Origin of the sequence: Pseudomonas sp. 58 R 12, assembly GCF_900005865.1 — a bacterium.
Taxonomy (GTDB): domain Bacteria; phylum Pseudomonadota; class Gammaproteobacteria; order Pseudomonadales; family Pseudomonadaceae; genus Aquipseudomonas; species Aquipseudomonas tritici.
On sequence record NZ_CVTP01000013.1, the window covers coordinates 23,744 to 50,059 of the forward strand.

The 26,316-nt window shown below is 61.5% G+C and carries 23 protein-coding genes; 16 read left to right on the top strand and 7 right to left on the bottom strand.

From position 1 onward, the window contains the following. The first annotated feature begins 2 nt into the window (after window positions 1–2). Both BFP95_RS06520 and cueR read left to right on the top strand, forming a co-directional pair. Entirely contained in the window at window positions 3–2,204 is a 2,202-nt protein-coding gene (locus BFP95_RS06520) for a heavy metal translocating P-type ATPase (RefSeq protein ID WP_065874256.1), read from the top strand. Then, on the top strand, window positions 2,201–2,602 hold the full coding sequence (gene cueR, locus BFP95_RS06525) for a Cu(I)-responsive transcriptional regulator (RefSeq protein WP_010213432.1): 402 nt from the start codon (window positions 2,201–2,203) through the stop codon (window positions 2,600–2,602). The genes BFP95_RS06520 and cueR overlap by 4 nt, the downstream gene beginning before the upstream one ends. Window positions 2,603–2,746: 144 nt before the next feature. On the opposite strand, the gene BFP95_RS06530 is transcribed toward cueR, so the two are convergent. Continuing rightward, the gene (locus tag BFP95_RS06530) at window positions 2,747–3,646 is read right to left on the bottom strand and encodes a PA4780 family RIO1-like protein kinase (protein ID WP_065874257.1); all 900 of its coding nucleotides are present in this window, start codon (window positions 3,644–3,646) and stop codon (window positions 2,747–2,749) included. Window positions 3,647–3,780: 134 nt separating this feature from the next. Continuing rightward, window positions 3,781–5,058, bottom strand: coding sequence for an acetyl-CoA C-acetyltransferase (locus BFP95_RS06535; protein WP_065874258.1), 1,278 nt, complete (start codon window positions 5,056–5,058; stop codon window positions 3,781–3,783). A gap of 113 nt (window positions 5,059–5,171) precedes the next feature. Here BFP95_RS06535 and BFP95_RS06540 point away from each other — a divergent pair, with 113 nt between their 5' ends. From BFP95_RS06540 to BFP95_RS06555, 4 genes are all read left to right on the top strand, one after another. Next, the gene (locus tag BFP95_RS06540; RefSeq protein WP_065879950.1) at window positions 5,172–6,515 is read left to right on the top strand and encodes a 3-oxoacyl-ACP reductase; all 1,344 of its coding nucleotides are present in this window, start codon (window positions 5,172–5,174) and stop codon (window positions 6,513–6,515) included. Window positions 6,516–6,517: 2 nt separating this feature from the next. Next, complete coding sequence (locus BFP95_RS06545; RefSeq protein WP_065909637.1) at window positions 6,518–7,366, top strand: MaoC family dehydratase; 849 nt, start codon at window positions 6,518–6,520, stop codon at window positions 7,364–7,366. Between the two features lie 301 nt (window positions 7,367–7,667). After that, complete coding sequence (locus tag BFP95_RS06550) at window positions 7,668–9,149, top strand: collagen-like triple helix repeat-containing protein (RefSeq protein WP_065909638.1); 1,482 nt, start codon at window positions 7,668–7,670, stop codon at window positions 9,147–9,149. A 185-nt stretch (window positions 9,150–9,334) separates the two neighbouring features. Next, the gene (locus tag BFP95_RS06555) at window positions 9,335–11,017 is read left to right on the top strand and encodes a ShlB/FhaC/HecB family hemolysin secretion/activation protein (protein ID WP_065874262.1); all 1,683 of its coding nucleotides are present in this window, start codon (window positions 9,335–9,337) and stop codon (window positions 11,015–11,017) included. A gap of 131 nt (window positions 11,018–11,148) precedes the next feature. Here BFP95_RS06555 and BFP95_RS06560 read toward each other — a convergent pair whose 3' ends face one another. Then, a complete protein-coding gene (locus BFP95_RS06560) occupies window positions 11,149–11,553 on the bottom strand; it encodes a response regulator (RefSeq protein ID WP_065874263.1) in 405 nt (134 codons plus the stop codon). 58 nt (window positions 11,554–11,611) lie between these two features. Continuing rightward, on the bottom strand, window positions 11,612–11,803 hold the full coding sequence (locus tag BFP95_RS06565) for a Flp family type IVb pilin (RefSeq protein ID WP_065874264.1): 192 nt from the start codon (window positions 11,801–11,803) through the stop codon (window positions 11,612–11,614). A 332-nt stretch (window positions 11,804–12,135) separates the two neighbouring features. Here BFP95_RS06565 and cpaB point away from each other — a divergent pair, with 332 nt between their 5' ends. Genes cpaB through BFP95_RS06605 form a run of 8 tightly spaced genes read left to right on the top strand, consistent with a single transcriptional unit; the run spans window position 12,136 to window position 19,554 of the window. Then, window positions 12,136–13,077, top strand: coding sequence for a Flp pilus assembly protein CpaB (cpaB, locus tag BFP95_RS06570; protein ID WP_065889029.1), 942 nt, complete (start codon window positions 12,136–12,138; stop codon window positions 13,075–13,077). A gap of 19 nt (window positions 13,078–13,096) precedes the next feature. Next, window positions 13,097–14,314, top strand: coding sequence for a type II and III secretion system protein family protein (locus tag BFP95_RS06575; RefSeq protein WP_065909640.1), 1,218 nt, complete (start codon window positions 13,097–13,099; stop codon window positions 14,312–14,314). Then, on the top strand, window positions 14,311–15,504 hold the full coding sequence (locus BFP95_RS06580) for a pilus assembly protein (protein ID WP_065874267.1): 1,194 nt from the start codon (window positions 14,311–14,313) through the stop codon (window positions 15,502–15,504). Before BFP95_RS06575 ends, BFP95_RS06580 begins: the two co-directional genes overlap by 4 nt. Beyond that, window positions 15,501–16,772 carry a CpaF family protein gene (locus BFP95_RS06585; RefSeq protein ID WP_065874268.1) on the top strand — a complete coding sequence of 424 codons (1,272 nt, stop codon included), beginning with the start codon at window positions 15,501–15,503 and terminating at the stop codon, window positions 16,770–16,772. Before BFP95_RS06580 ends, BFP95_RS06585 begins: the two co-directional genes overlap by 4 nt. Before the next feature lie 10 nt (window positions 16,773–16,782). Then, window positions 16,783–17,664, top strand: coding sequence for a type II secretion system F family protein (locus BFP95_RS06590; protein WP_065874269.1), 882 nt, complete (start codon window positions 16,783–16,785; stop codon window positions 17,662–17,664). Window position 17,665: 1 nt separating this feature from the next. Further along, window positions 17,666–18,553: a type II secretion system F family protein gene (locus BFP95_RS06595; RefSeq protein ID WP_065874270.1), complete on the top strand. Its 888-nt coding sequence runs from the start codon at window positions 17,666–17,668 to the stop codon at window positions 18,551–18,553. Window positions 18,554–18,563: 10 nt separating this feature from the next. After that, on the top strand, window positions 18,564–19,274 hold the full coding sequence (locus BFP95_RS06600) for a tetratricopeptide repeat protein (protein ID WP_065874271.1): 711 nt from the start codon (window positions 18,564–18,566) through the stop codon (window positions 19,272–19,274). A 10-nt stretch (window positions 19,275–19,284) separates the two neighbouring features. Next, window positions 19,285–19,554 (top strand): DUF3613 domain-containing protein, encoded by a 270-nt coding sequence (locus BFP95_RS06605; protein ID WP_065874272.1) that lies wholly within the window; start codon window positions 19,285–19,287, stop codon window positions 19,552–19,554. A 4-nt stretch (window positions 19,555–19,558) separates the two neighbouring features. Here BFP95_RS06605 and BFP95_RS06610 read toward each other — a convergent pair whose 3' ends face one another. Both BFP95_RS06610 and BFP95_RS06615 read right to left on the bottom strand, forming a co-directional pair. Continuing rightward, on the bottom strand, window positions 19,559–20,347 hold the full coding sequence (locus BFP95_RS06610) for a response regulator transcription factor (protein ID WP_065889032.1): 789 nt from the start codon (window positions 20,345–20,347) through the stop codon (window positions 19,559–19,561). A 126-nt stretch (window positions 20,348–20,473) separates the two neighbouring features. Further along, window positions 20,474–20,923, bottom strand: a complete 450-nt coding sequence (locus BFP95_RS06615) for a prepilin peptidase (protein WP_065889034.1) — start codon at window positions 20,921–20,923, stop codon at window positions 20,474–20,476. A 72-nt stretch (window positions 20,924–20,995) separates the two neighbouring features. Here BFP95_RS06615 and BFP95_RS06620 point away from each other — a divergent pair, with 72 nt between their 5' ends. Together BFP95_RS06620 and BFP95_RS06625 are read left to right on the top strand one after the other, a co-directional pair. Further along, window positions 20,996–21,439 (top strand): TadE/TadG family type IV pilus assembly protein, encoded by a 444-nt coding sequence (locus BFP95_RS06620; RefSeq protein ID WP_065874274.1) that lies wholly within the window; start codon window positions 20,996–20,998, stop codon window positions 21,437–21,439. Next, window positions 21,436–24,162 (top strand): PAS domain-containing sensor histidine kinase, encoded by a 2,727-nt coding sequence (locus BFP95_RS06625; protein WP_065889036.1) that lies wholly within the window; start codon window positions 21,436–21,438, stop codon window positions 24,160–24,162. Before BFP95_RS06620 ends, BFP95_RS06625 begins: the two co-directional genes overlap by 4 nt. On the opposite strand, the gene BFP95_RS06630 is transcribed toward BFP95_RS06625, so the two are convergent. Continuing rightward, on the bottom strand, window positions 24,159–26,114 hold the full coding sequence (locus BFP95_RS06630; RefSeq protein ID WP_065879941.1) for a pilus assembly protein TadG-related protein: 1,956 nt from the start codon (window positions 26,112–26,114) through the stop codon (window positions 24,159–24,161). The genes BFP95_RS06625 and BFP95_RS06630 overlap by 4 nt on opposite strands. Window positions 26,115–26,316: the final 202 nt, after the last annotated feature.

A 26,316-nucleotide genomic window follows, 5' to 3' on the forward strand; every position in this document is an offset into this window, starting at 1 on the left:
CCATGAATGGATCCACCACCTTTGACCTGCCCATCAGCGGCATGACCTGCGCCAGCTGTGCCGGCCGGGTCGAGCGCGCGCTGGGCAAAGTGCCGGGGGTGCAAAGCGTCAGCGTCAACCTGGCCAACGAACGTGCCCATGTTGAAGTGCTTGGCCAAATGGACGCCAGCGTGCTGATCGCCGCCGTCGACAAGGCCGGCTACACCGCCACCCTACCCCAAAGCGAAACGGCCACCGAAGCCAATCAAGCCCAGCGCCTGCATCGCGAGCGTTGGGCGTTGCTGCTGGCGATCCTGCTGGCACTGCCGTTGGTGCTGCCCATGTTGGTGGAACCTTTTGGCCTGCACTGGATGTTGCCCGCCTGGGCGCAGTTCGCCCTGGCCACACCGGTGCAATTCATCTTTGGCGCGCGCTTCTATATCGCCGCCTGGAAAGCCGTGCGGGCCGGCGCTGGCAATATGGACCTGCTGGTGGCCATCGGCACCAGCGCCGGGTACGGCCTGAGCATTTATGAATGGCTCACGGCCCACCCAGGCATGGCGCCGCACCTGTACTTCGAAGCCTCGGCGGTGGTGATCGCGCTGGTGCTGCTGGGTAAATACCTGGAGAGCCGTGCCAAACGCCAGACCGCCAGCGCCATCCGCGCCCTGGAAGCCCTGCGTCCCGAACGGGCGATTCGAGTGCTCGACGGTCGCGAAGAAGACGTCGCCATCAGCGCTTTGAAGCTCAATGACCTGGTGCTGGTCAAACCCGGCGAACGCTTCCCGGTGGACGGCGAAGTGGTGGACGGTCAAAGCCATGCCGATGAAGCCTTGATCAGCGGCGAAAGCCTGCCGGTGCCCAAGCAGACCGGCGATAAAGTCACCGGCGGCGCCATCAACGGTGAAGGCCGCCTGTTGGTGCGCACGCTGGCCCTCGGCGCCGAAAGCGTGCTGGCGCGGATCATCCGCCTGGTGGAAGACGCACAAGCCGCCAAGGCGCCGATCCAGAAACTGGTGGATAAAGTCAGCCAGGTGTTCGTCCCTGCCGTGTTGGTGCTGGCCTCCGTCACCTTGATCGGCTGGTGGCTGTATGGCGCGTCCCTGGAGACCGCGATCATCAATGCCGTAGCGGTACTGGTGATCGCCTGCCCGTGCGCCCTGGGCCTGGCCACTCCCACCGCGATCATGGCCGGTACAGGCGTCGCTGCACGCCACGGCATCCTGATCAAGGACGCCGAAGCCCTGGAACGCGCCCATGAAGTCAGCGCCGTGGTCTTTGACAAGACCGGCACCCTCACCTCAGGCACGCCGAAAATCGCCCACTTGGCGGCAGTGGATGGCAATGAAGCGCTGCTGCTGCAAAAAGCCGGCGCGTTGCAACGCGGCAGCGAACACCCGTTGGCCAAGGCCGTGCTGGATGCGTGCCATGAACAAGGCTTGAACGTGACCGACGTGAGCGCCAGCCAATCCCTGACCGGGCGCGGTATCGCCGGCACGCTTGAGGGGCAACCGCTGGCCTTGGGCAATCGTCGGCTGCTGGAAGAAAGCGGCTTACGCATGGGCGACCTTGCCGACTCCGCCAAGGCGTGGGAAGCCGAGGGGCGTACCTTGTCCTGGTTGATCGAGCAAGGTGCGCAACCGCGTGTGCTGGGGCTGTTCGCGTTTGGCGATACCCTCAAGCCCGGTGCGCTGGAGGCTGTGCAGCAACTCAAGGCCCAGCACATCAGCAGCCATTTGCTCACCGGTGACAATCGCGGCAGCGCCCGCGTGGTCGCCGAGGCCTTGGGCATCGATGATGTGCATGCCGAAGTGCTGCCCGCCGACAAAGCCGCCGCCGTCGCCGAACTAAAGAAAACCGACGTCGTCGCGATGGTCGGCGACGGCATCAACGACGCCCCGGCCCTGGCCGCCGCCGATATCGGCATCGCCATGGGCGGTGGCACCGACGTGGCCATGCACGCGGCCGGTATCACCCTGATGCGCGGCGATCCGCGCCTGGTGCCGGCCGCGCTGGAGATCAGCCGCAAGACCTACGCAAAAATCCGCCAGAACCTGTTTTGGGCCTTTGTGTATAACTTAATTGGCATTCCCCTGGCAGCGTTTGGCCTGCTCAATCCAGTGCTGGCGGGGGCCGCGATGGCCTTGTCCAGCGTCAGCGTGGTAAGCAATGCGTTACTGTTGAAGACTTGGAAACCCAAGGATCTGGAGGATCAACGCCCATGAACATCGGCCAAGCCGCACGCCAGAGCGGGCTCAGCGCCAAGATGATTCGCTATTACGAATCCATCGGCCTGCTCAAAGCCGCCCACCGCACCGACAGTGGCTATCGCGTGTACGGCCAGGATGACTTGCACACCCTGGCGTTTATCAAGCGTTCGCGGGATTTGGGGTTTTCATTGGAGGAAGTCGGCAAGTTGCTCACCCTGTGGCAGGACCGGCAACGGGCCAGCGCTGACGTGAAGGCGCTCGCGCGCCAACACATCGAAGAGTTGAACCAGAAGATTCTGGAACTGGGACAACTGCGCGATACATTGCAGGACCTGGTGGAGCACTGTCAGGGCGATCATCGGCCGGATTGTCCGATTCTCAAGGAGTTGGCATCGGGCAGCTGTTGCGCCTGACCAGGCGTACACAAAACAACTGTGGGAGCTGGCTTGTGTGGGAGCCGGGCTTGCCCGCGATGCAGACACCTCGGTATGTCAGTCACACCGAGTTGATGCTATCGCAGGCAAGCCAGCTCCCACATTCGATCGCAGTTGCTCTGACTACTGCATCCACGGCGGTGGCGGTGGCTCGTCCGACACTTTGCTCTGCGGCGCATCATCCGCCGCGCGAATCGCCTGACGACGTTCATCATCCAGCCGCGCTGCTTCGATTTCGCGGATCACACCACCCACGTCCGCCAACTCCTCCGGTTCGTCGAACTCGCCGGTCAAGACGCTGGCCGGGTGCAAGGTGCCGGCTTCGTACAGCGCCCACATTTCCTTGGCGTACTTGGTCTTCTTCAACTCGGGAGCAAAACGCCCGAAGTAGGAAGCCATGTTGCCCACGTCCCGCTCCAGCATGCTGAACGCGTGGTTGTTGCCCGCCGCATCCACCGCCTGGGGCAGGTCGATGATCACCGGGCCGGTTGGCGTCAGCAGTACGTTGAACTCGGACAAGTCACCGTGCACCAGGCCGGTACATAGCATCAGCACGATCTGCGAGATCAGGAAGGCGTGGTATTCGCGCGCCTGGTCCGGATCCAGCGTCACGTCGTTCAGACGTGGCGCGGCGTCGCCATACTCGTCGGCCACCAGCTCCATCAACAGCACGCCTTCCAGGAAGTCGTAAGGCTTGGGCACGCGAACGCCCGCGCCGGCCAAGCGGAACAACGCCGCCACTTCGGCATTCTGCCAGGCATCTTCGGTTTCTTTCTTGCCGAACTTGGAGCCTTTGGCCATGGCCCGGGCCTGGCGACTGTTACGGACCTTACGGCCTTCCTGGTATTCGGACGCTTGACGAAAACTTCGTTTGTTCGCCTCCTTGTAAACCTTGGCGCAACGCAATTCGTTGCCGCAGCGCACCACATAAACAGCTGCTTCTTTACCACTCATGAGTGGGCGCAGCACTTCGTCGACCAGACCGTCTTCGATCAGGGGTTCAATGCGTTTAGGAGTCTTCATCAGCTTTTATTGTGGGTCCTGTATTACCAAACACGCGTGTGGCACTCGTTATACGGCAATCGGCTCGCCGGTGGGAGAGGCTACCGACCTCTGACCCCTTCAGAATGCATCCAATATGCCAATTTGTGGCGCAATCAACGCTCGATGATCGCCGTCACGCCTTGACCGCCGGCGGCACAGATCGAAATCAGGCCTCGCCCCTTACCTGCTGCGTCGAGCAACTTGGCCAGATTGGCGACGATACGCCCACCTGTGGCGGCAAACGGATGCCCGGCGGCCAGGGAACTGCCTTTTACATTAAGCCGGCTGCGGTCGATGGCCCCCAACGGCGCGTCAAGCCCAAGGCGCGTCTTGCAGTAGTCCGCATCTTCCCAGGCCTTGAGTGTGCACAAAACCTGGGCAGCGAAGGCTTCGTGGATCTCGTAGTAATCGAAGTCTTGCAGCGTCAGGCCATTCCTCGCCAGCAGCCGCGGCACGGCATATACCGGTGCCATCAGCAGGCCTTCGGCACCGTTGACGAAATCCACCGCCGCCGCTTCACCATCGCGCAGATACGCCAGGATTGGCAAGCCGCGTTCCTTGGCCCAGGCTTCGCTGCCCAGCAGTACCAACGACGCGCCGTCCGTGAGGGGCGTGGAGTTGCCGGCAGTCAGCGTGCCCTTCTCGCTGCGCTCGAAGGCGGGTTTAAGCGCGGCGAGTTTTTCCAGGGTCAGGTCGGGGCGCAGGTTGTTGTCGCGGGTCAGGCCCAGGAACGGTGTGAGTAAATCGTTGTGCCAGCCTTCAGCGTAGGCGGCGGCCATTTTCTGGTGGCTTTCCAGGGCCAACTGATCCTGTTCGGCGCGGGGGATTTGCCACGTCTGCGCCATCAATTCGCAATGTTGGCCCATGGACAGGCCTGTGCGCGGCTCGCCATTACGTGGCAGTTCGGGCTTGAGGTGATGGGGACGAAGTTGTAACAGGACTTTTAATTTATCCGCCATGGATTTGCTGCGGTTGGCTTGCAGCAGAATCTTGCGCAGGCCCTCATTTACACCGATGGGCGCATCGGAAGTGGTGTCCACCCCGCCGGCAATCCCGCATTCGATCTGGCCCAGGGCAATCTTGTTGGCCACCAGCAATGCGGCTTCCAGCCCGGTGCCGCAGGCCTGTTGAATGTCATAGGCCGGTGTCTGCGGCGACAAGCGCGAGCCCAGCACACATTCGCGGGTAAGGTTGAAGTCGCGCGAATGCTTGAGCACCGCGCCGGCCGCCACTTCGCCCATGCGCAGGCCGTGCAGCTTGTAGCGTTCGATCAGGCCTTCCAGCGCAGCCGTCAGCATCGCCTGGTTGCTCGCGGTGGCATACGGACCATTGGAGCGAGCGAAAGGAATGCGGTTACCGCCAATGATCGCTACACGGCGCAATTGAGTCATGGAAAGCTCCTGATGGTTGTGGGTGGAATCATCAAGCCTAGCCTAGGCTCAATCGAACGACTGCCACCCCGGGGTGGTCAACCCTTTGAACCCCAGCCTTCGGAGAGCGTTCCATGTCTGACCGTTATATCGACTTCGCCAACTCAAGCCTCGGCCATCGCCTGGTCGCCGCCATTGGCCTGCCGTCACCGGTACGCCTGGAACGCTGGCAAGCCGGGCGCCTGCGTCCGGTGGAAGGCGCGTTGCTGCTGGGCGGTGGTGCGCTGGCAACCAACGTGCAAGCGTTTGCTCACAAATTCACCGACGCTATCTACACCTACGGCAGCCAAGCCTCGACGTGGATTCCCGGCCATGGCCCCAAACTCAAGGCGGTGGTATTCGATGCCAGCGATCTGCAGCACACCGACACGCTCAAGCAACTGCGCGAGTTCTTCCAGCCGTTGCTGAAAAACCTGGATAACAGCGCCCACGTGGTGATCCTCGGCCGCGCGCCGGAGAGCCTCCGCGACCCGTTCGCCGCCAGCGCCCAGCTCGCCTTGGAAGGTTTCAGCCGCTCGTTGGCCAAAGAGTTGCGCAATGGCGGCGTGTTGCAATTGCTCTACGTCGGCGAGGGTGCCGAAGACCAACTGGAAGGCGCGCTGCGCTTTTTCCTCTCGCCGAAAAGTGCGTATATCTCCGGCCAGGTGATTCGCCTGGAAGCCTGCGCCACCCCCGTTGAGGATTGGACGCGACCACTGGCCGGGCGCAAGGCGCTGGTCACCGGCGCCGCCCGAGGCATTGGCGCGTCTATCGCTGAAACCCTGGCCCGCGACGGCGCCGAGGTCATCCTGCTCGACGTGCCGCAGGCCAAGGCCGACCTCGAAGCCCTGGCCGCGCGCCTGGGTGCCCGCACCGTGGTGCTGGATATCTGCGCCGAAGACGCCGCCAGCCAATTGATCGAACAACTGCCCGATGGCCTCGACATCCTGGTGCACAACGCCGGTATCACCCGCGATAAAACCCTGGCGAATATGACTCCGGAATACTGGGACGCGGTGCTGGCGGTCAATCTAAACGCACCGCAACTATTGACCAAGGCCTTGCTCGACAGCGGCACCCTGCACGACAACGCCCGCGTGGTGCTGCTGGCATCGATCAGCGGCATCGCCGGTAACCGTGGGCAAACCAACTATGCCGCGAGCAAGGCCGGGTTGATCGGCCTCGCGCAAGCCTGGGCGCCATTGCTCAAGGAACGCGGCATCACCATTAACGCCGTGGCCCCCGGTTTTATCGAAACCCAGATGACCGCGCATATTCCGTTCGCGCTGCGTGAGGCCGGGCGGCGCATGAGTTCGCTGGGCCAGGGTGGCTTGCCGCAAGACGTCGCCGAAGCGGTGGCCTGGCTTGGCCAACCGGGTTCCGGTGCGGTCAGCGGGCAAGCGCTGCGGGTGTGTGGGCAAAGTATCCTGGGAGCATAGGCATGCAATGGAAGACATTAGGCGCTACGCCGTTTCTGCCGCCGCTGTATTGGCGCGCGGCGCTTAAGCGCAAGATTACCGGCAACACCCTGCCCGAACAGGGGTTGCGCTGTCGGGTGAGCATCGACCCTAAGCAGGTGGCGGCGTATCGCAAGGTCTGTGGTTTTACCGACAGCCCGATTCTGCCGGCAACTTATCCGCATATCCTGGCGTTTGGTTTGCAGATGCAGCTGCTGACGGACAGCAACTTTCCCTTCCCACTGCTGGGGTTGATTCACCTGAATAATCGCATCCGCATTCACCGTCCTCTGGGCGGCGTCAGCGAGCTGTCCATCAGCGTGCACACACAAAACCTCAAGCCCCACCCCAAAGGCGCGACCTTTGAATTAGTGACCAGCGTCGAGGATTCCCTCGGCCTGCTCTGGGAAGCTGAGAGCCGCATGCTGTGCCGGGGCGTGAAACTGGAAGGTGACGCAGAGGATCACGCCCAGCCTTCCCCGACCCATGTCAACGAACTGACCCGCTGGAAAGCCCCTGCCGACATCGGCCGCCGTTATGCACGGGTCTCCGGTGACTACAACCCGATCCACCTCAGCGCCCTGACCGCCAAGCTGTTCGGCTTCCCTCAGGCCATTGCTCACGGGTTATGGAACAAGGCGCGCACGCTCGCCGCCCTCAGCGAACACCTGCCCGCCGCCAATATCGAAATAGACGTCGAGTTCAAGAAACCCGTGCGCCTGCCCGGTGATGTGACGTTATTAACCAGCGCCGCCGGTTCCACCGGTGAGTTGTGGTTGAAAGGCGCTGGCGACATTGAACATATGGTAGGTAAGTGGCGGCCGATAGCCTGAAACAAACTGATTAATTGTATATATACACCTTAAGTAATAGCGGACTTTTTTAAGTCCGCTTTTTTATTCAACTCTTTGATTTCAAAAATATATACATCTTGATACACCCTCCCCCTATACCCTTGGCATTAGTCGCTTAACCGGTTCATTGCAGCGGTATATAAATCGTTAATACCAAAGAGATAATTGAGAGAGCGCGCCGCCGGGGCTGTTATAGCCACACGGACAAACGCATCGCTATCCCAAGAAATAGCGAGCGCTTGAAGACAACCAAGGTTGTACAGGTGCAGGGAACTCAATCATGAAAACTCAAATCGTGTTTTGGAAAGCAAGTACCGCGCTGGCCCTGGCAGTAGCACTGGCACTCGGCGGCTGCAGCAGCGGTGGTGGCGGGCATAAAAGCGGTGGTTCCTCCGGCGGTTCCTCCGATGCCGGCGGTGGCGGGACTGGCGGCGGCACCGATCCAGGCGTCAGCTCAGCCTCACTGGTCACTGCCGACGTGGTCGATACCGGCGGCGATACCATGACCGACCTCAGCAACACCTTCAGGAGCCTGGGCACTACCCTTGGCAGCCTGCCGATCGTTGGCGCAACCGCTGGCGACCTGGTAACGGCGACCGGCAACGCAGTAGACACCATCGGACGCGGCTTGTCGGATGGCCTGGGGACGCTGGGTACCGACAGTAACGCACTGGGCAAAACCGTCGCTGGCGTGGCCAATGGTGTGTCCGACCTGGGAGATGGCGTGACCGTGACCGGTGCCAACGTCGCCACCCTGCTCGGGAACGTGCCGGTGGTCGGCGGCGCCGCACCGGCGGTGGGCAATGTGGTGGGCAAGGTCGGCTATGCCGTGACCATGCTTGGTGACACCCTGAGTACCGCGAGCACCAGCGGCCCACTGGGTTCGGTTACCCACGCGGCAGGTGCGAAAGTCCTGGTGCCGGTTGTTTCCCTGGTGGAAAACACCACCGCTAAAGTCGGCAACGCGACGGGCCTTGATAAGCCGGTGAGCGGCCTGCTGGAAAAAGTCGGCGATACCGTCGATGGCCTGGGCGATAAAGTCGCCAGCGCAGGCGGCACGGGCAACCCCGTGACTGGCGCCGTGGGCCACGTGTTCAATGGCGTTGGCGGCGTGGTCGACAAGGCCCGCGGTTATGTCGACCCTGATGCGGACACCAGCGGCGGCAGCGACGACAGCGGTACAGGCAGCACCGATAAACTGGGCCTCGCCGAACTCATCGGTGGCGTGATCGCCGGTGCCGGCGGTGGCCTGGATGCTGGCAACACCAATGGCGTGGTCAGCGCAGCAGGCGTCACCGGTGTCAAAACGGGCATCACCGTGGCCGCCCTCGGTGGTGGCACGCCAAGCACTAAAACCAGCGTTCCGGTCGCAGGGCTGACCGGCCCCATCGGCAATGCACTCAACCCTGTGACCAGCGGCGTGCAGAGCCTGACCCAAACCATTGGCGGCTCCACCGGCCTGGGCGCCCCGGTCAACGGCCTGGTCACCCATGTGGGCAACGCGGTTGGCAGCCTCGGCGGCAAAATCAGCGGCACTACTGCCAACCCGGTCACCAACGCCCTGGGCGGCACCGTGACCGCCGTGGGTGGCACCGTCGCGTCGATCGGCGGCCTGGTCACCGGCGGCACCAATACCGGTGGTGGCTTGCTCGGTGGAGGCCTGAACCTCGGCGCCGGTGCCTCTGCGGGTGCAGGAGCAGGCGCCGGTGCAAATGGGGGCCTGCTGGGTGGGCTGTTGGGTGGCCTGACCGGCAAAAATTAGAATTGCACCTGGCCGATTAGACGGCCTCACCTACAGCGCCTACGCTTGGTTGAGACGAGAGACCCACTAAGTCTCTCGTCTTTTTTAGGGGTCAATGATCGACCCCTGAAAACACCCGAACCGCGCCCCCAGAGCCCGGCGGGCATCTGCGAAACGCTGCAGCAATTTTGACCATGGAGTGTCCTATGCGCGCTTTGACACCGTTGTTATTGCTCACCCTCAGTGCTTACGCCCACGCCGATACCCTACCCAGCTTCCTCAACAGCAACGACACCATCCGTAACCTTCCGGTGCCCAACCTGCCCGCCGATGCCTACCGACCGGCCGCGACGCCCACCCAGGTGCCGGTGCCAGCCCCCACCGCCGGGCAGCCGTTGCTGATGGACAGCAAAGTGACCATTCGAAAACTGCAGATCGACGGCGGAACGGTTTACCCACTCAAGGACATCGCCCAGGTATTCGAGCCGCTGATTGGCCATGAAACCAACCTGGCGCAATTGATCGAAGCCACCCGCAACATCACCCGGCGCTACCAGGAAGACGGCTACCTGCTGTCCTACGCCTTCCTGCCGGAACAACGCTTCGAAGGCGGCCTGGTGCAGGTGGTGCTGGTCGAAGGCTACATCCGCGATTACCAGCTGCAAGGCGACATCGGCGCCGTCTCGTCCTACGTCGACAAACTGGCGGGAAAACTCACGGCCGAGCGCCCACTCACGCGCAAGACCTTCGAGCGCTACACCACCCTGATGAGCGCCATCCCAGGCGTGACCTTGCAGGCGCAAGTGCCTCCGCCAAGCACGACAGACGGCGGCACTCACATGCAGATCACCGCCAGCCGCAAGCCCTTCACCACCAGCATGAGCCTCAACGAGGCCAGCCGCGGCGGAACCCAGGCGCTGCTGACCGGCACCAGCAACTCATGGACGTCCATGGGCGAACAACTGAGCCTCAGCGGCCTGTTTCCACCTGGCGAAGACAAAGAACATTACTACCGCGCCAGCTACAGCCAATTCATCAATGCCGAGGGCACCCAGGTGGTGCTCTCGGGCGAACGCTACCGCGCCGACCCCAGCACCCGCCTGCAACTGGGTGATGGCTTCGAGCTCAAGCCGCACCAGGAAATCGACCGTTACTCAATCGGCCTCAGCCACCCCTTTATCGCCTCGCCCACGGAGTCGTTGAGCCTCGGTACGCGCCTCTATGCCGTCGACCAGACCACCCGTTACACACTGGACGGCTTCCCCCAGCGCTTTGAACTGCAAACCGACCTGCGCGCCCTGGCCTTCGAAGGAGACTGGCGCAAGGCAGACACCACGTCGCTGCGCATCATCAGCGGCGGTGTGTACCAAGGCATCAATGGCATGGGCGCCACGACTCACACGGATTTCGGCGGTCTTAAACCCGACCTCGACTTCTTCCGCCTGCGCCTGTCCGGCGTGCAAAGCAACAAGCTGCTCGACAACTGGCAAGGCGTACTGTCCGGTGCGCTCTACTGGAGTAACGACAACCTGCCCGACAGCGAACGCGCCACCTTCGGCGGGCAAAGCTTCGGGCGCGGCTACCCCGACGACCAGGGCACGGGCGACAAAGGCTGGGGCGTGGCGTACGAGGTCAACTACAGCTACAACCGCGCCGGCGACTGGGTGAGGATCCTGCAACCCTACGTGGTGTTCGACCGCGCCAAGACCTGGTTCAACGACCTGCCGGTCAAGGGTAACGACATGTCATCGGCAGCGGTGGGGCTGCGCTTTGGCGACGCCAAGTACTACAACATCGCGCTGGAAGTCGCCAAGCCGATGTCCGACGTAGCGCTGGACAGCTTCGATCGACGCCCGCGCTACTCGTTAAGCTTCAGTTATCAGCTCTGACTGTAGTGAGCGGGCTTGCCCCGCGCGGGGCTGCGCAGCAGCCCACTATTCAGCCGCCTCCGTTCCAACTGTGGAAACTCAGCGCCGCCAATGGGGCTGCTGCGCAGCCCAGCGCGGGGCAAGCCCGCTCACTACGATTTAGCGTTGGGAAGGGGAAACAGGTTGTTCAACGTGTCGATCAGCCGCACCAGGTAGATCGGCTTGCGGAACAGGTCCAACACCTGCAAACGCAGCATGTCGCTCACATCATCCATTTCGGCATGGCCCGACATCACAATCACGGGCAGATGAGAACGTGAGGTGTGTTCGCGCAGGCGCTTGATCAAGGAAATGCCACTTTCCTCGGGCATACGCAGGTCGGTGATGACCAGGGCGATGTCGGGATGGAGTGTCAATTCTTGCAGGGCGAAGGTGACGGAGTTGGCGGTAAAACAGACAAACCCCTCGTTTTCGAGGGACTCGGCGAGTTCGATGAGGGCGTCCTCTTCATCATCCACCAAAAGAATTTGTTGGCGGGAAGAAAAAGAGGCGCTCATGGCTGTACCTGGACAGAAAGAACGTTAATGAGTGTTTCTCACAGTTATCAGCAGACTATCAAGTCGTCATTTTAGTAGCGACGCTATCAAAGATGGACTTGATCTTAGTTCCAAGGCCTGTACCTGCACCGACGATCACCAGTGCAACCATGGCCACGATAATCGCGTATTCAATACCCGACGCGCCGTCTTTGCGTTGAAAAAACAACTGCGTCTGGACATAAAGTTTCAACATCATGTCAAGGAACATAATACTTCTCCCTAAAACGCCACTGAAAGCCGGAAGGGCTCTATCACCAGATGATCACGGCGTGCCACTAAAGCATTGTCAACAAACCTCAGACTCACAACTGTAAGAACGGATTAATCACAAAGTATTAGTCGCAACGTTGGCGCCATAAACGTAGGGTTTAAAAGGCGAGGTTTAAAGGACCGATAATTTTTTCCTGGGTTAATGGCTTTTTGTCCTAGCTGAGCTACCTTCAAATAGCCAAATCGTTAGATGTTCATAACAGCCAGGTTGCGGATTAACTCGTTTGGATTAGACGGGTGTGTAGTGCAACGGGGAAAGGGAGAGCCGTCATGAACAGTCGCATCAGCATGGTCCTGGCCGGCTTGTTGCTGATCGGGGCATTGATCGCCGGGTACTGGGGGCTTGTTTTGAGCCGCGCACCGGAACCTGTCGCAGCCCCCGCCGCACCTGTCGTTTCCGTGGAAAACACCGTCGCCACCGCTGAAGACCAAACCCGCCAACCGGTAGTGGTCCTGGTGCATGACGTGCCCGCCTTTATTCCCCTGACCGCCGCCGACCTCGCGGTGGAAAAACTGCGCACCGTGCCTGCCGGCAGCCTGACCCAACTCGACCAGGCCCTCGGCCGCATGCCGCTGCGCGCCCTGGGTGCAGGCACCTGGCTCACCGAGGACAGCTTCAGCGGCGGTGGCCCGCTGGCGCGCATGATTCGTCCCAATGAACGCGCGCTGGCCGTCGCCGTGGATGAGGTGATCGGCGCGGGCGGCCAGTTGACCCCCGGGGATTACGTGGATGTGTTGCTGTTCCTGCGCCAGGATGCCAGCAACAGCGAGCAATCGGCCCAGGTTGCCCTTCCGGCGATGCGCCTGCTCAGCGTCGGCGATCAGTTGGGTTTGGCCAACGATGGCCAGCCCGCACTGCCACCGCCGGCCACGGCCGAAGAGCGCGTCCAAGCCGCCCAACGCCGCGCCGCCGCACGCACCGTGGTGCTGGCCGTGCCGGAGCCTTTATTAAGCCGCCTGATGCTCGCGGCGCAAGCCGGCACCTTGCGCCTGGCCGTACGCAGCGCCGAGGAGCAACTGCTCAGCCGCTACTGGGCCGGCGAAAACGACGCGCCGGAGAAACTCGACAGCGCCAACCGCGACCTTTACCAATTCACCCAATTAGCCCTGACCGGCCCGCCAAAACGAATCGCGCCGGCCGGTGGCGGGCCTGGCGTGCGCCGTGGCATTGAAGTGATTCGCGGTGCCCAAGCGGCGCCACAAACTCCGTGATCGAGCAAGGATGCCTTGAATGAGCCATCGCTACGCACCCATGTTCACGCAAATGGCTTGGGCTTTGATGCTGTCGTGCCTGCCGGTCGGCATGGCCTTGGCGGCGCCGGGCAACTGCAGCGCCCTGGGTCAACTGCCGGCCGTGGTCGAAGTGGGAGAAGGCCTGCAACAAGAGCTGCAATCGCCAGTGGCGATCACGCGCCTGGCAATCGGCGACCCGAAAATTGCCGATGTGCGCGTCAATGGCGACCGTCACTTCCTGCTGACCGGCGTCACCAGCGGCGCCACCAGCCTGATGGTGTGGACCGCCTGTGCCAGCGTGCCGCGCCAGAGCATGGTGTTCGTCAAGGGCAAAGCCACCTCGGCGCTGACCAGCCTGTCATTGTCGCCATCGCAAGACCCACTGCTGCCCAGCCAGGTGCAGACCGATATCCGCTTTGTGGAAGTCAGCCGCACCAAGCTCAAGGAAGCCAGCACGAAGTTTTTGGGCATTGGCACAAACTTCTTCCTTGGCAGCCCCAATCTCCTGTCCCCCGCGGAGAGCGTCTTCAAGCTGCCGGTGAGCACTGAGAGTTTCAACATCGGGTTTGGCGGGGGCCGGGTCAAAGCCATGATCAACGCGCTGGAACGCAGCGGTTTCGCCTACACCCTGGCACGCCCAAGCCTGGTGGCCATGAGCGGTCAGAGCGCGTCCTTCCTGGCCGGTGGCGAGGTACCGATCCCGGTGCCCAGCGCCGGCAGCGACACCATCTCCATCGAGTACAAGGAGTTCGGCATTCGCCTGACCCTGACCCCCACCGTGATTGACCGCAACCGCATCACCCTCAAGGTGGCGCCGGAAGTCAGTGAGCTGGACTACAGCAACGCGGTGCAGATCCAAGGCATCCAGGTGCCGGCCCTGACCGTGCGCCGCACCGACACCAGCGTGTCCCTGGCCGATGGCGAAAGTTTCGTGATCAGTGGCCTGATCAGTACCAATAACCGCTCCACCATCAGCAAGTTTCCCGGGCTGGGCGATATCCCGGTCCTCGGGGCATTTTTCCGCGACTCCAACATCAGCCGCGAAGAAAAAGAACTGCTGATGATCGTCACGCCGCACCTGGTGCAGCCGTTGGCCGCCAACGCCCAACTGCCGTCGCTGCCTGGTGAAAAACTGCGCGGCTACGACCCGAACTGGTACCGGATGTTCTTCCTGGAAAACGGTAATTTCGACCGTCGCAGTGGACTTTCCCAATGAGCGATAGCCTGAGCCAGACCTTCCTCGCCATCACGCGCAACACCACCGACCTGGAGTGGCTGCAGGGTGCCCTCGCGCCCCTTGGCCAAGTCGTCAGCGCCGGCACCGGCAGCCTGGACGAACTGCTGGCGCTGGTGGACGTGACGTTCGCCAACCTGGTGTTCGTCGGCCTCGACCGGGAAAACGTCGTGGCCCAGAGCGCGCTCATCGAAGGTGCCCTGGAAGCCAAGCCGATGCTCGCCGTGGTCGCCCTCGGCGATGGCATGGACAACCAGCTGGTACTCAACGCCATGCGCGCCGGTGCCCGCGACTTTGTAGCCTACGGCTCGCGTTCCAGCGAAGTGGCGGGGCTGGTGCGACGCCTGAGCAAGCGCCTGCCAACCGTCGCCCACAATGCACAGCTGGGGGGCCTGACCGTACTGTTTGGCACTCAGAGCAACGCTGACGGCGCAATGCTGGCAACCCACCTGGCCATGGTCGTGCAGAAAAGCGGGCAGCAGACCTTACTGCTCGACCTGGGCCTGCCCCGCAGCGACAGCCTGGCCTTGCTGGGCCTGGAGAGCACGTTCAATTTCGGTGATGCGTTGCGGCATTTACGCCGCCTTGATACCACGTTGATCAACAGTGCCTTTACCACCGCCCTGGATGGCCTGCGCATCCTGGCGTACGCCACCGGTGACGAGCCACTCAAACTGACCAGCGCCGCCGAGCTGTACATGTTACTCAGCGCACTGCGCCAACACTTCCAGCACATCGTCGTGAACATCACCGGCCAGCCAGACAGTGAAGCGCTGCGCACCTTTGTCAGCCATTGCGACAAGCTGCTGTGGTGCACCGACCAAAACGTACTGGACTGTCGCCGCAACCTCGCGGTGCTCAGCCGCTGGCGCGAAAAAGGCATGAAGCTCGATCACGCCAGGCTGGTGATCGACCGGTACATCAAGGCCTGTGCGCCGGACACCGACGCCCTGGAAAAAAGCTTCGGCCTTGAGTGCGTCGCCGTGCTGCCCCTGAGCGCTGAGCTGCGCCTGAACGTGAAAAACCAAGGCCAGACCCTGTTCGCCCTGGCCCCACGTGAACCCCTGACCCAAGCCGTACGCACCTTGGGCGAGCGCCTGGCAAAACGCTCCGAGGGCCTTGCTAAGCCCTCAATGCGCTGGTTTGAACGCATCCTGGGGGCGGGACGATGAGCGGCGAAAAACTGTTTGGCGGTCCGGCCCGCAGCGTCAGCGGCAACAGCGATCACGATGGGCTGAAACTGGTGCTGCATCGCTACATCATCGACGCCATCGAGGAGTCGGGCAAAAACCTGCTCGAAGGCACGCGCCAGTCGCTGGCGCAATTTGTCATCGACAAGGTGTCGGAATACATCACGCGCATGCGCCTGGCGATTTCGCGCTATGAGATGGAGCGCCTGGCCGAAGAGATCGTCGACGAACTCACCGGTTTCGGCCCGCTGGAAGTGCTGTTGCGCGACCCGTCGGTCACCGAAATCCTGGTCAACGGGCCGCACCGGGTGTTTATCGAACGTGATGGCCTGCTGCACCAGAGTGACTTGCGCTTCATCGACGACCACCACGTGGAACGCGTGATGCAACGTATCCTCGCGCCGCTGGGCCGACGCCTGGATGAGTCCTCGCCGATGGTGGATGCACGCTTGCCCGACGGCAGCCGGGTGAACGCGATCATCCCGCCGATTGCCCTGGACGGCCCGTGCCTGTCGATTCGAAAGTTTCGCAAAGACATGCTCAAGAGCAGCGATCTGGTGGCCATGCAGACTATCGACCAGAGCATTTTCGAGTTCTTCCAGGAGGCCGTGGGCAGGCGCTGCAACATCCTGATCAGCGGCGGTACGGGTACCGGCAAGACCACCTTGCTGAATATCCTCAGTCAGTTGATCAACCCCCACGAGCGCTTGGTAACGATCGAAGACGTCGCCGAGCTGCAACTGGGCCACCCGCACGTGGTCCGCCTGGAAACCCGTCCGCCCAACGCTGAGGGACACGGTGAGGTCAGGTCCAGCGACCTGATCCGCAACGCTTTGCGGATGCGCCCGGACCGCATCATCCTCGGGGAAATCCGTGGTGTGGAAGTGCTCGACGTGATGACTGCGATGAACACCGGTCACGACGGCTCCATGAGCACGGTGCACGCCAACAATGCCCAGGATGCGTTGCTGCGCCTGGAAACCCTGGTGGGCCTGACCGGTCGCGTGATCGCGGAAAAAACCTTGCGCCAGATGATCTGCGCCGCACTGGACGTGATTATCCAACTGACGCGTATGCCCGATGGCCGTCGCTGCGTGAGCGAGGTGGTGGAGGTGGTCGGCGTGCGCGATGACGTGTATGTCACCAACACCCTGTTCCGCCTGGACCGGCGCACCGGCGTTGGTTTCTTGCGCGAAGCCCTCAACCCGGCCGGCGACAAACTGCGCCGCGAATCGGCCTTGCCACCCTAGGGAGCGCGTGATGACTGGACCGGTGTTGCTGCTTGTCTGCCTGCTGCTGATCGGCTTGTCGTTCTGGCAGCTTCAACATGCCCTGCGCAAGGCACAGACGGACCGCGTGTTGGAACGCCTCGGCGATGGCCAGCCCGAGGCCCAGGAACCGAGTACCAGATGGACCGGCCTTGAACGCATGTTCCTGCGCGCGGGGCTGGGCAAACCCACGGACCGTTTGGGCCTGTGGCTGAGCGCCTGGGTCATCGGCGCACTGCTGGGCTGGTTGCTCGCCGACGGGCTGGGCCTGATCGCCATGATCGTGGGGCCGCCCCTGGCATTGCGCATATTTATCAGCTGGCGTTATCAACAGCGCGTGCAGCGCATGGTCGAGCAATTGCCACAGTTGTTGGACCATAGCGTACGCAGCCTCAAATCCGGCAGAACCCTGGCAGACGCCGTACTGGGCGGGGTCGAGAGCGTTGAAAACCCACTGAAGGACGCCATGGGTCGCGTGCAACGCAATGTGCGCATGGGGATCAGTCTGCCGGATTCGGTCAGCGACTTCGCCGAGTTTTACGAACAGGACGAATTCCGCCTGTTTGCCCTTGGCTTGAAGGTCAACCATCGCTATGGCGGCAATGCCAGCGAATTGCTGGAAAACCTGATCAACATGATTCGCGAGCGGGAACAAGGCGCCCGTCAACTCAAAGCCATGACCGGCGAAACGCGCATGACGGCCTATGTGCTGGGCGGCCTGCCCGTGTTGATCGTGGGTTACTTCATGGTGGTCAACCCCGGCTATTTGATGACCATGTGGAACGACGGCACGGGGCGCATGATGCTGTTCACCGCGCTGGCAATGGACCTCGGCGGCACCTTTATCATGTGGCGCATGCTGAGGAGTGTCTGAGATGGCACTTTTGGCCTGCGCCTTGTTGTTGCTCGCCGCCGCGGTATTGGTGGGCGGCCAAGTGCTCGAGAATCGACGTCGCAGACGCCGGGTGGCTGAACGCTTGCAGGGGCGGATGAGCGGCGATGCAAGGATCGGCACGCTCATACGTCAATTGGGCGCGAGCACCCTGGCGCAGCGCTCGGTCAGCCTGGACAACGAGACGCAGATCCTGCTCAACCGGGTCGGCTGGCGCAAGGCTAGCCAGCGCTCGCTGTTTGCTGCCTTCCAGATTGGTTTGCCTATCGTGCTGCTGGGTCTGACGCTCATCGGCCAGCAACTGCTGTTTCCTCACGCAGAACCTGCATGGATTGCCCCGATGTTTGCGCTGGGCATCGGCTACCTGCTCCCAAAACGCGTGTTGGCTGCGGCGGCCAAACATCGCCAGCAGGCCATCGCCAAAGAAATCTCAACGTTCATTCCGCTGCTGCGCATCTTGTTCGAGTCGGGCATGGCGGTCGAGCAGTCGCTGCGGGTGCTGGGCAACGAAGCCGAACGCCTGCTACCCGCGCTTACCCATGAATTGCGGCTGATCCTGGCGCGTGTCGATTCCGGCCTGGAGCTGAGCGAAGAACTGGGCAAGACCGCGCGCTTGCTGGAAGTGGATGAGTTCACCGACACCTGCATCATCCTGCAGCAATTGATCCATCAGGGTGGCGGCGCGATGAAGTCCTTGCTGGCGCTCAAGCAGTTGCTCGACGACCGACGCCTGACTCGCCTGCAGGAGTACATCTCGAAGATGTCGGCAAAAATGTCAGTGGTGATGATGGTGTTTCTGTTCCCCGCGTTGCTGATCGTGCTCGGTGGCCCGGCGTTTATCGGCATCGCCAGCGCTTTGAATCACTTTTGAGGAGACGTTGATGAAAGTACTGATTGCCGGCGTGGCCCTGCTGATGCTCGGCGGCTGCGCCACCAACGGCCAATCACCCTGGGCCGCGATGACCTCATCCGGCAGTTGCGCCAAGCCGAGTTCAGACCAGGAATTGGCGCTCAACCTGTCGGACGACCTGGCCAACGAAGGCAAGCTGCACGCCAGCCTCGCCAACCTGCAAAGCCAGCCCGAGTCCTTGCCCCAGGTGCGCCAGCGCAAGGCCCGCAATTACCGCTTGCTGGGGCGCAGCGAGGCCGAGCCGTTGTACCGCAGCCTGCTCGGCACCTGCATGACCGCTGAAGGCGAACACGGCCTGGGGCAATTGGCCGCGGCCAAGGGCGACAACGACCAAGCGATGGCCCATATGCAACGAGCGGCGCGGCTGGCGCCCACGGACGAAAAGATCCGCAATGACTTGGGCGTGGTGTACCTCAACCAGTTGCGCCTGGAAGACGCTCGCTTTGAATTCATGACCGCCATCGAGCTCAAGCAGGGCGATCCTTTGGCCGCCGTCAACCTGGTGACGCTGTTGATCTATCAGGACGACTGGGGGCAAGCGGCGAAAGTGGTCAGCCAGTTGGGCCTGAACCCCGAGCAAGTCACCGTTGCCCAGGCACGCGCGGAAAAACTCAAGGGCTCCCGCGCGGCGACGCGCAAAGTAGCGGCGGTGAGCGATGCCCTGCCGGTGACCCTCAAGTAAGGAGTGATTGATGAAAGCACATTACCTTATTGGCCTGGCGCTGCTGCCGCTGAGCGCACTGGCTCTCGAACCTGGCCCGTCGTCCCCGCAACAAGCGGAGACGGAAAACTGGCTGGCCTTGCAGGTCAATGGTCGGGCCGCTTCGGCGACACCGCAAAGGACCACTCCCGCAGAACGGGAGCAAGCCTTTCAGCGCTGGCTGGACAGCAATAAGCATCCGATTCCGGAGTTCTTTGAATCGGAGTCGGGAGGGTCTTCCCAAGGCGGGAAGAGCCAGTGACACCCTAGTGGGCGGTGACCCGTTGGCGCATCGCCGAGTTATTCGGTGACAAGGCCAACGCCAGCTGGGTGCGGTTGTGCATGTGGGTGAGGCGCAGCACCTGAGACACGTACAGCTTGACGGTGTTCTCGGTGATCCCCAGCTCACAGGCAATCTGGTAGTTGGTCTGGCCCTTGCCCACCAGACGAGCCACATCGAGCTGGCGCGGTGACAGCTGGTTGAAGATGGTCGGAATCTCCACTGGTCCAGCCTCTTCGGCGACCGGCTCGCCATCGTCCACCAAGCCGGGGCTTGGGCTGCGGCGCACTTTATCGAGGTCCTGGTACAGGTCATTGATGGATTCGGAGAGGTATTGCAGCTTCTGGTTCAAGTGCCCCAGTTGCAGCTCTTTTTGCCGTTCTTCCAACGCCGCTTCCTGGCGTTGCAGGCCTTCGAGCAACTCATCGAGGTTGATCGGCTTCTGGTAGTAATCCGAGATTCCTGCGCGCAGGGCCTTGATCACGTCCTGCTTGTCGGCACGTCCGGTCAGCATGATCGCTTCGAACGCCCGCTGCTTGCCCGCTACCTTCTGCATGGCCTGCACCAGCTCGATGCCATCCATGTCCGGCATATGCAGGTCGCACAGGACCAAGCCGATGTCGGCATCCTCGCCGAAGCGTTGCAACGCATGCCGACTGGATTCACAAGGGACGCAGCGGTAACCACTGCCTTCAAGAAATTCGCAGAGCTCTTCCACGATCATCGGCTGATCGTCGACCACGAGCACTTTCACCGCTGAGGTAAGCTTGTTCACGCGCCACTCCATGCCTGGAAAGCCAAAAGATTGATCGATCCCTTTTGACAAAAAATCCTATACATCCAGTTAATAAACGTAGACCTACTTTCCGACTCTGTACACCGCGATAGAGACCTCGTCAGCCTAATGGATCCAAAACCAATATAGTCCAAACCCAGTCAATACAAAGGGCGCAAAAGGCTGTTTTGTTGACGCTCCCGTAGCCGCACCTTGAAGAGGTGCGCTAAGCCTTTGACGGAAAAGCACCCAGCCACTTTGGAACAGCGCTGCGCCGATCAAAGACCACAATAAATAGTCCAGCGTACTGGCCAGCGCCAGGGCGGCCAGCAGCTTCACATCACCCGCGCCAAAGCGGCCCAGCGCATAGCCGGGCAAGGTCAGCAGCAGTGCCACGGCAAAGGCCCAGCCACCTTCGCCGGCGGGCGCTCCGAGCCAGGTGGTGCCCGTCCATAACAGGTAGAACAGCGCCAGCAGCGCCGCCCCCAGGGTCAAGCCGTTGGCGATTTGCCGTTGATGCATGTCCTGCCATGCACAGAGCCCCAACCAGAGCAGTATCACCACGCCATGGATCACGTAAAAAACATCCCTTTTTGCCGAATGATTCTATGCTGATATCAAGTAGTAGCCGTCAGGGTAGACGCAGTCATGAAAACAAGCCTCCCTAGAAAGCAAAAAGGTGCGGCGGCGATTGAGTTCGCGCTGGTCTTCGGGATCTTTTTTGCGGTGTTCTATGGATTGATCAGCTATAGCCTGCCAATGCTGTTAATGCAGTCGTTCAACCAGGCGGCAGCGGAGGCCGTACGCCAGGCCATGGCGGTGGACCCGGTAGCCGCGGGCACCGCTTATGGCACGCAGGTGACTGATCGCGCCAAAACCACGGCGATCCAGCAGTTGAACTGGATTCCACCCAGCTTCCAATTTACCGACGATTTAATCACCGCCGCCTACAACGGCACCACGCTGACTGTGACGATTAAATACCCCACCAGCCGTCTCTATTCAGTGTTTCCGACATTGGTAGTGCCGGGCATAGGCCCCGTGCCAAATCTGCCGGCCAACCTGACGGCCATGTCGAGTCTGCAGTTTTGACCTCGGGGGATAACCTCTTCGGGCGCCTGCTCGGCCGCACCAGCGCCACGCCGCTCGACACGCCCGCCGCACCCACGCCAGGGTTGCATCTGCAACTGGATCCCCAGGGCCACGTATTGAGCATCAGCGGCACTCTGCGGCCGCAGCTCGCGTCGCATGAGGTGGGCGAAACCCGACCACTATTGCGTGACCTGTTGTGCGCCAGCAGCGCGTTGAGCATTGAAGGCCGTCCGGAAGACTGGCAGCACCAGAACCTGGACCTGGACTTCCAGGGTGCTACCGGCCAGGTCCTGCACACTCGCGGCTGGATCGAAGCCGAGGGTGACGGCTGGAGCCTGCGCCTGCTGGACGTCGGCGACTTGCTGGCTGGCTCGCAACTGGCCCAACACCGTGAGCAGAATCATCAACTGGCCTGCCAGATAAGCAGCCAGTTGCGGGTGTGCAGCCTGGCCCGACTGCCCGAGGTGTTCAACGAGCACCTGCGGAGCGTGGCGCAGCGCTGGCGAATTCCCTGCCTCGCGCTGGCGTTGCTCGATGAAGAAGACCAGGACTGGCGGATCTACAGCCACTACGCCGCCCACGATGCCCCCGCCTTGTGGCGGACCGGCCAACACCTGGGCACCAGCCTCGACAGTGTGAGTGGCAACACGCCGTTGAGCCTGGCCCAGGAGCGTAGCGACAACCCACGCCTGCAGAGCATTTTCGGCAATGCCGATGGATTCCTGGTGCCCTACCGTGACAGCCAGGGCATCGCCGCGTGGTTACTCTGCGGCCTCTACAACGGCCAGCAACACGCCCGCGAACAGGACTGGCTGAACCTCACCGCCGCCCTCGCCGCCCCCTTGCTGAGCCGCTTGCGCGAGCAACGCTATCATCAACAGCTCGACCGCATGGAAGCCCTGCAAGGCCTGCTCGGCACCGGCTGGTGGGAGCTGCTGCCGGCTACCCAGGAAATCCAGCTCGCCCCGCAGTTGCTGCACAGCCTCAGCCCGGAGGACGGCCCCACCCACCAACCGCTGGGCCTGTGGCTGGAGCTGATCCACCCCGCCGACCGCCAGGAACTCAACAGCCGCTTGCACGATCTGCAGGCACTGGGCAAACCGCTGCTGACCAGCGTACGCCTGCAACGCACCGACGCCGAGCACAACCCCCTCTGGTACCGCGTACAGGGCCAGGTGCTGGGCATGGGCGATGACCGCCGCTGGGTCGGTTTCATGCTCGACATCAGCGACATCAAGAACCAACAACTGCAAGCCGCCGCCGCCCATGCGCGCCTGGACAACCTCATCGCCAGTTCACCGGCAGTCATCTATGTGCAGCGCTATGTCAGCGGTGCCCTGCACCCGGCGTTCTTCAGCGATAGCCTGCTGCCGCTGCTGGGCTGGACGTTGGCCGAGTGTAACCACGACAGCCTGGCGTCGCTGATTCACCCCGAAGACCGCGACCTGTACTTCGAACGCACCCGCCAACTGTTGCGCGAAGGCGCCGTGCGCAGCCGCTACCGCCTGCGCGACAAACAAGGCCAATACCATTGGCTGCTCGATGAAGCCAAATTACTGCGCGATGACCTAGGATTGCCGCTGGAAGCCGTCGGGCTGTGGCTGGACGTCACCGAGACAACCCAGGCTGCCGAGCAGATCAAACAAAGCGAAGAGCGCTATCGCATCCTCGTCGAAGACTCCCCGGCAATGATCTGCCGCTACCGCCCGGACCTGACCCTGACCTTTGGCAACACGCCGCTGGCCAATTACCTGGAATGCTTGCCCGCACAGCTGCCGGGGCAGAACCTGGGGCACTGGCTGTCGGAAGAACAGCGCCAGGCCTTTGTGCAACGTATCGGCCAATTGAGCGCGGAATTTCCGGTCAGCACCGCCGAAATCAGCCTGGAATTGCCCGGCCGCGAACACGCCTGGTGGGTATGGTCAGACCGTGGCGTGTTCGATGAACAGGGCACGCTGGTGGAAGTGCAAGCGGTGGGCCGCGACAACACCGAAGTGCGCCGCTCCCAGCAGCAACTGACCCAGAGCGCAAAGATGGCCACCCTTGGCGAAATGGCCACGGGCCTGGCCCATGAGATCAACCAGCCGCTGAACGTGATGCGCATGGCGATCGTTAATGTGCTCAAGCGCCTGCGCACTGGCGATGCGCAAATCGACTACCTCACTGACAAGCTCCAGCGCATCGACACCCAGGTGCAGCGCGCGGCGCGGGTGGTGGACCATATGCGCGTGTTTGGCCGCCGCTCGGAAATCGAACAACAACCCTTCGACCCGTCACAGGCGGTGGAAGGCACGCTGTCACTGCTCGGTGAAGGCTTGCGCGGCAAAGGTGTGGAGGTGCGCGTCACGCCAGCGGACGCTGCGATGCAGGTCAAAGGTTACGTCGACCAGCTTGAGCAGGTGCTGATCAACCTGGTGGTAAATGCCCGCGATGCGCTGTTGAGCAAACAGGAAAAGGACCCGGCGTTCCGCCCCTGGATCGCAGTGCATTGCGAGCACGACAGTCGGCATGTGCGGATCTGGGTGGAAGACAACGCTGGTGGCATTGACCCTCGGTTGCTGGAGCGGATTTTCGAGCCGTTCTTTACCACCAAGCCGATTGGCGTGGGCACGGGGTTGGGGTTGTCGGTGAGCTACGGGATTGTGGAAAACATGGGCGGACGGTTGAGCGTTGCCAATGGGGAGCACGGTGCGCGGTTTTGTGTGGAATTGCCGATCAGTTAGATCACCAAGTAGGCGCGGCCCATATGGCAACTGAGGTTGGCGCCGACTTCGGCGTTGCCAGCAGTGATGCCTAGTGCACTGAGCAACCCGTTCACGATCGGGTCCAGCACCGGCGACAAGACGTCTTTGACAGCAGTGATCAATGTGTTGGTGATGGTCGCGAGCAAACCCGAGACACTAGACAATGGGCCGCTCGTTGGATTCCCAGGAGGGGGAACGTATATCACCTGAATCCCGCCCAGCGTATTGACCAAGCTTTTAACTACATCTGAAGCAGGAACAACGGGTTGATAGGTGGGTGTCAGGTTCATTTCATTGACCGGTGAAAACGTAAGCTTCTGAGTACTGCCTCCAACCGTCGCGTGTACAACCGATAGCAATAAACTGCCCCCCAAACCGGCTTTACGTGGGGCACATCCAAAAATCCCTGCGCACGTCTGTACACCAATATCCACTAGAGCGACGGGCTGAACAGTGGCAGCCGCTGCCGAGGAGAATGCCTGCACCGGGTCAACCTTTCCGACTGACACGTCCGCCAGCGCTGTACTCGCCTGAACGGTCAGTGACTTCGTTGCATTGCTCGCGCAACTAAAGTCAGTGACATAGGCATTTGCACTGGCCATTTCGATGTTGATATCCAGGCCGCTAAGCAATTGCACATCCGTACGGTCACACGGTTTCAACACTAGACACAGAAGCGGATCCAGCATGCCCACAAGATTCAGGTGCAACAGGTTATTGACCACTCCTGTTACCGGGGTCGTCAACGCTGAAACCGCAGACGTCAACTGACTCAGTCCGTTGAGCACAGGAAGTTGAATAGACACCAACGTGCGGACTTGCGCCGTACGCACAAAAATCTGATCTGTCGGAGGGGTCTTCAACAAGCCCGCTTTGGCCTTTGCAGGGTTACCAATAGCCGACAGCTGGGGAGGTACGATCACTTTGGTTTGGACCGAAACGTTTCCTATCAAGGGAATATTCAACTGAGTTGCAGCACTCACCGCACTCTTGCTACTGGAAAGCTGCGCCACGGTCTGTAGGAGTTGAAACACCTGCACGCTGGTATTCAAGGCTGCGGCCGGTGTTCCAGTAGCGACCTTCAGCAGGTCTCCGACCTTCAACAGTTGTGTGTTGGGCGCGATTGCTTTCACTGAAATCACGTCGTTAATGATCGCCGTGGCCACCGAGCCATTTTTTTGCAGCACCTTTACCGCGGCGTCGATCAACTGGCTGGCGGATGCAGCGGTGTTGAGCAACGCATCGTAGTCACCTGCCTTGACATTCAATTGAATCGCCAGCTGATCCAAGTAGCTGAGTAGGTTCACGTTCGTCGTCAGCAAGCCGTTCCAGCCCGCAGCCGTCAGGGACAGGTTGCCGCCCAACAGATTGCCGATGAGCATGTTCAATAGAGGAGATTTGCTGGCGTCGACCGTTCCTAGGCCGCTGCGAATCGTCAACTGCGCCACCGGCGGCGCATACGCAGCCACGGCAGTGGCACTCAGGATCATCTGCGTGGATGTTGGCCCGCCGCTGAACATGCTCCAGATCCCGCCGGCAATGCTGGTCATCACGCTGCGCGTGGCCACCACTCGCACGGCATCGTTTTTGGTGGCGTCTGCGGTGAATACACGGATATTGCTGGCATTGGTGGTCAACGTTCCGCAGGTCACGGCCAGGCCACGGCTGTTGTCACCGGCGACCACGGTGAAGCCGTTGCGCGTGGCGTTTTCCTTGGCGTAGTCGTTGGCGGTGGTGGTGGGCGTGCACAGGCCGCCACGGCCGGCGGCTTCCAGGGCCGAGGTGTCGGCGATGGATTGCAATTTGCGCTTTTCCAGGTGGAGGCGGCCGCTGTCTACCGCGAGCAGCATGAACACCAGGGCCACTGCGAGGGTGCCCGCAGCCATCAGGCCAATCGCACCACGCTGACGGGAACCAAGTCGGGGAGACATCAGGCACTCCTTAGCGCTTACTCTCCTTAGTTGGTTTTGAGTGTAGACAAGGGCTGGCCAGTCGCCAGATGAATGATTGACAGAGACTTATTGGCTGACCGAGTTCCAATGTGGGAGCGGGCTTGCTCGCGAATGCGGTGGGTCAATCGGTACATGTGTGACTGACACACTGCATTCGCGAGCAAGCCCGCTCCCACACTGG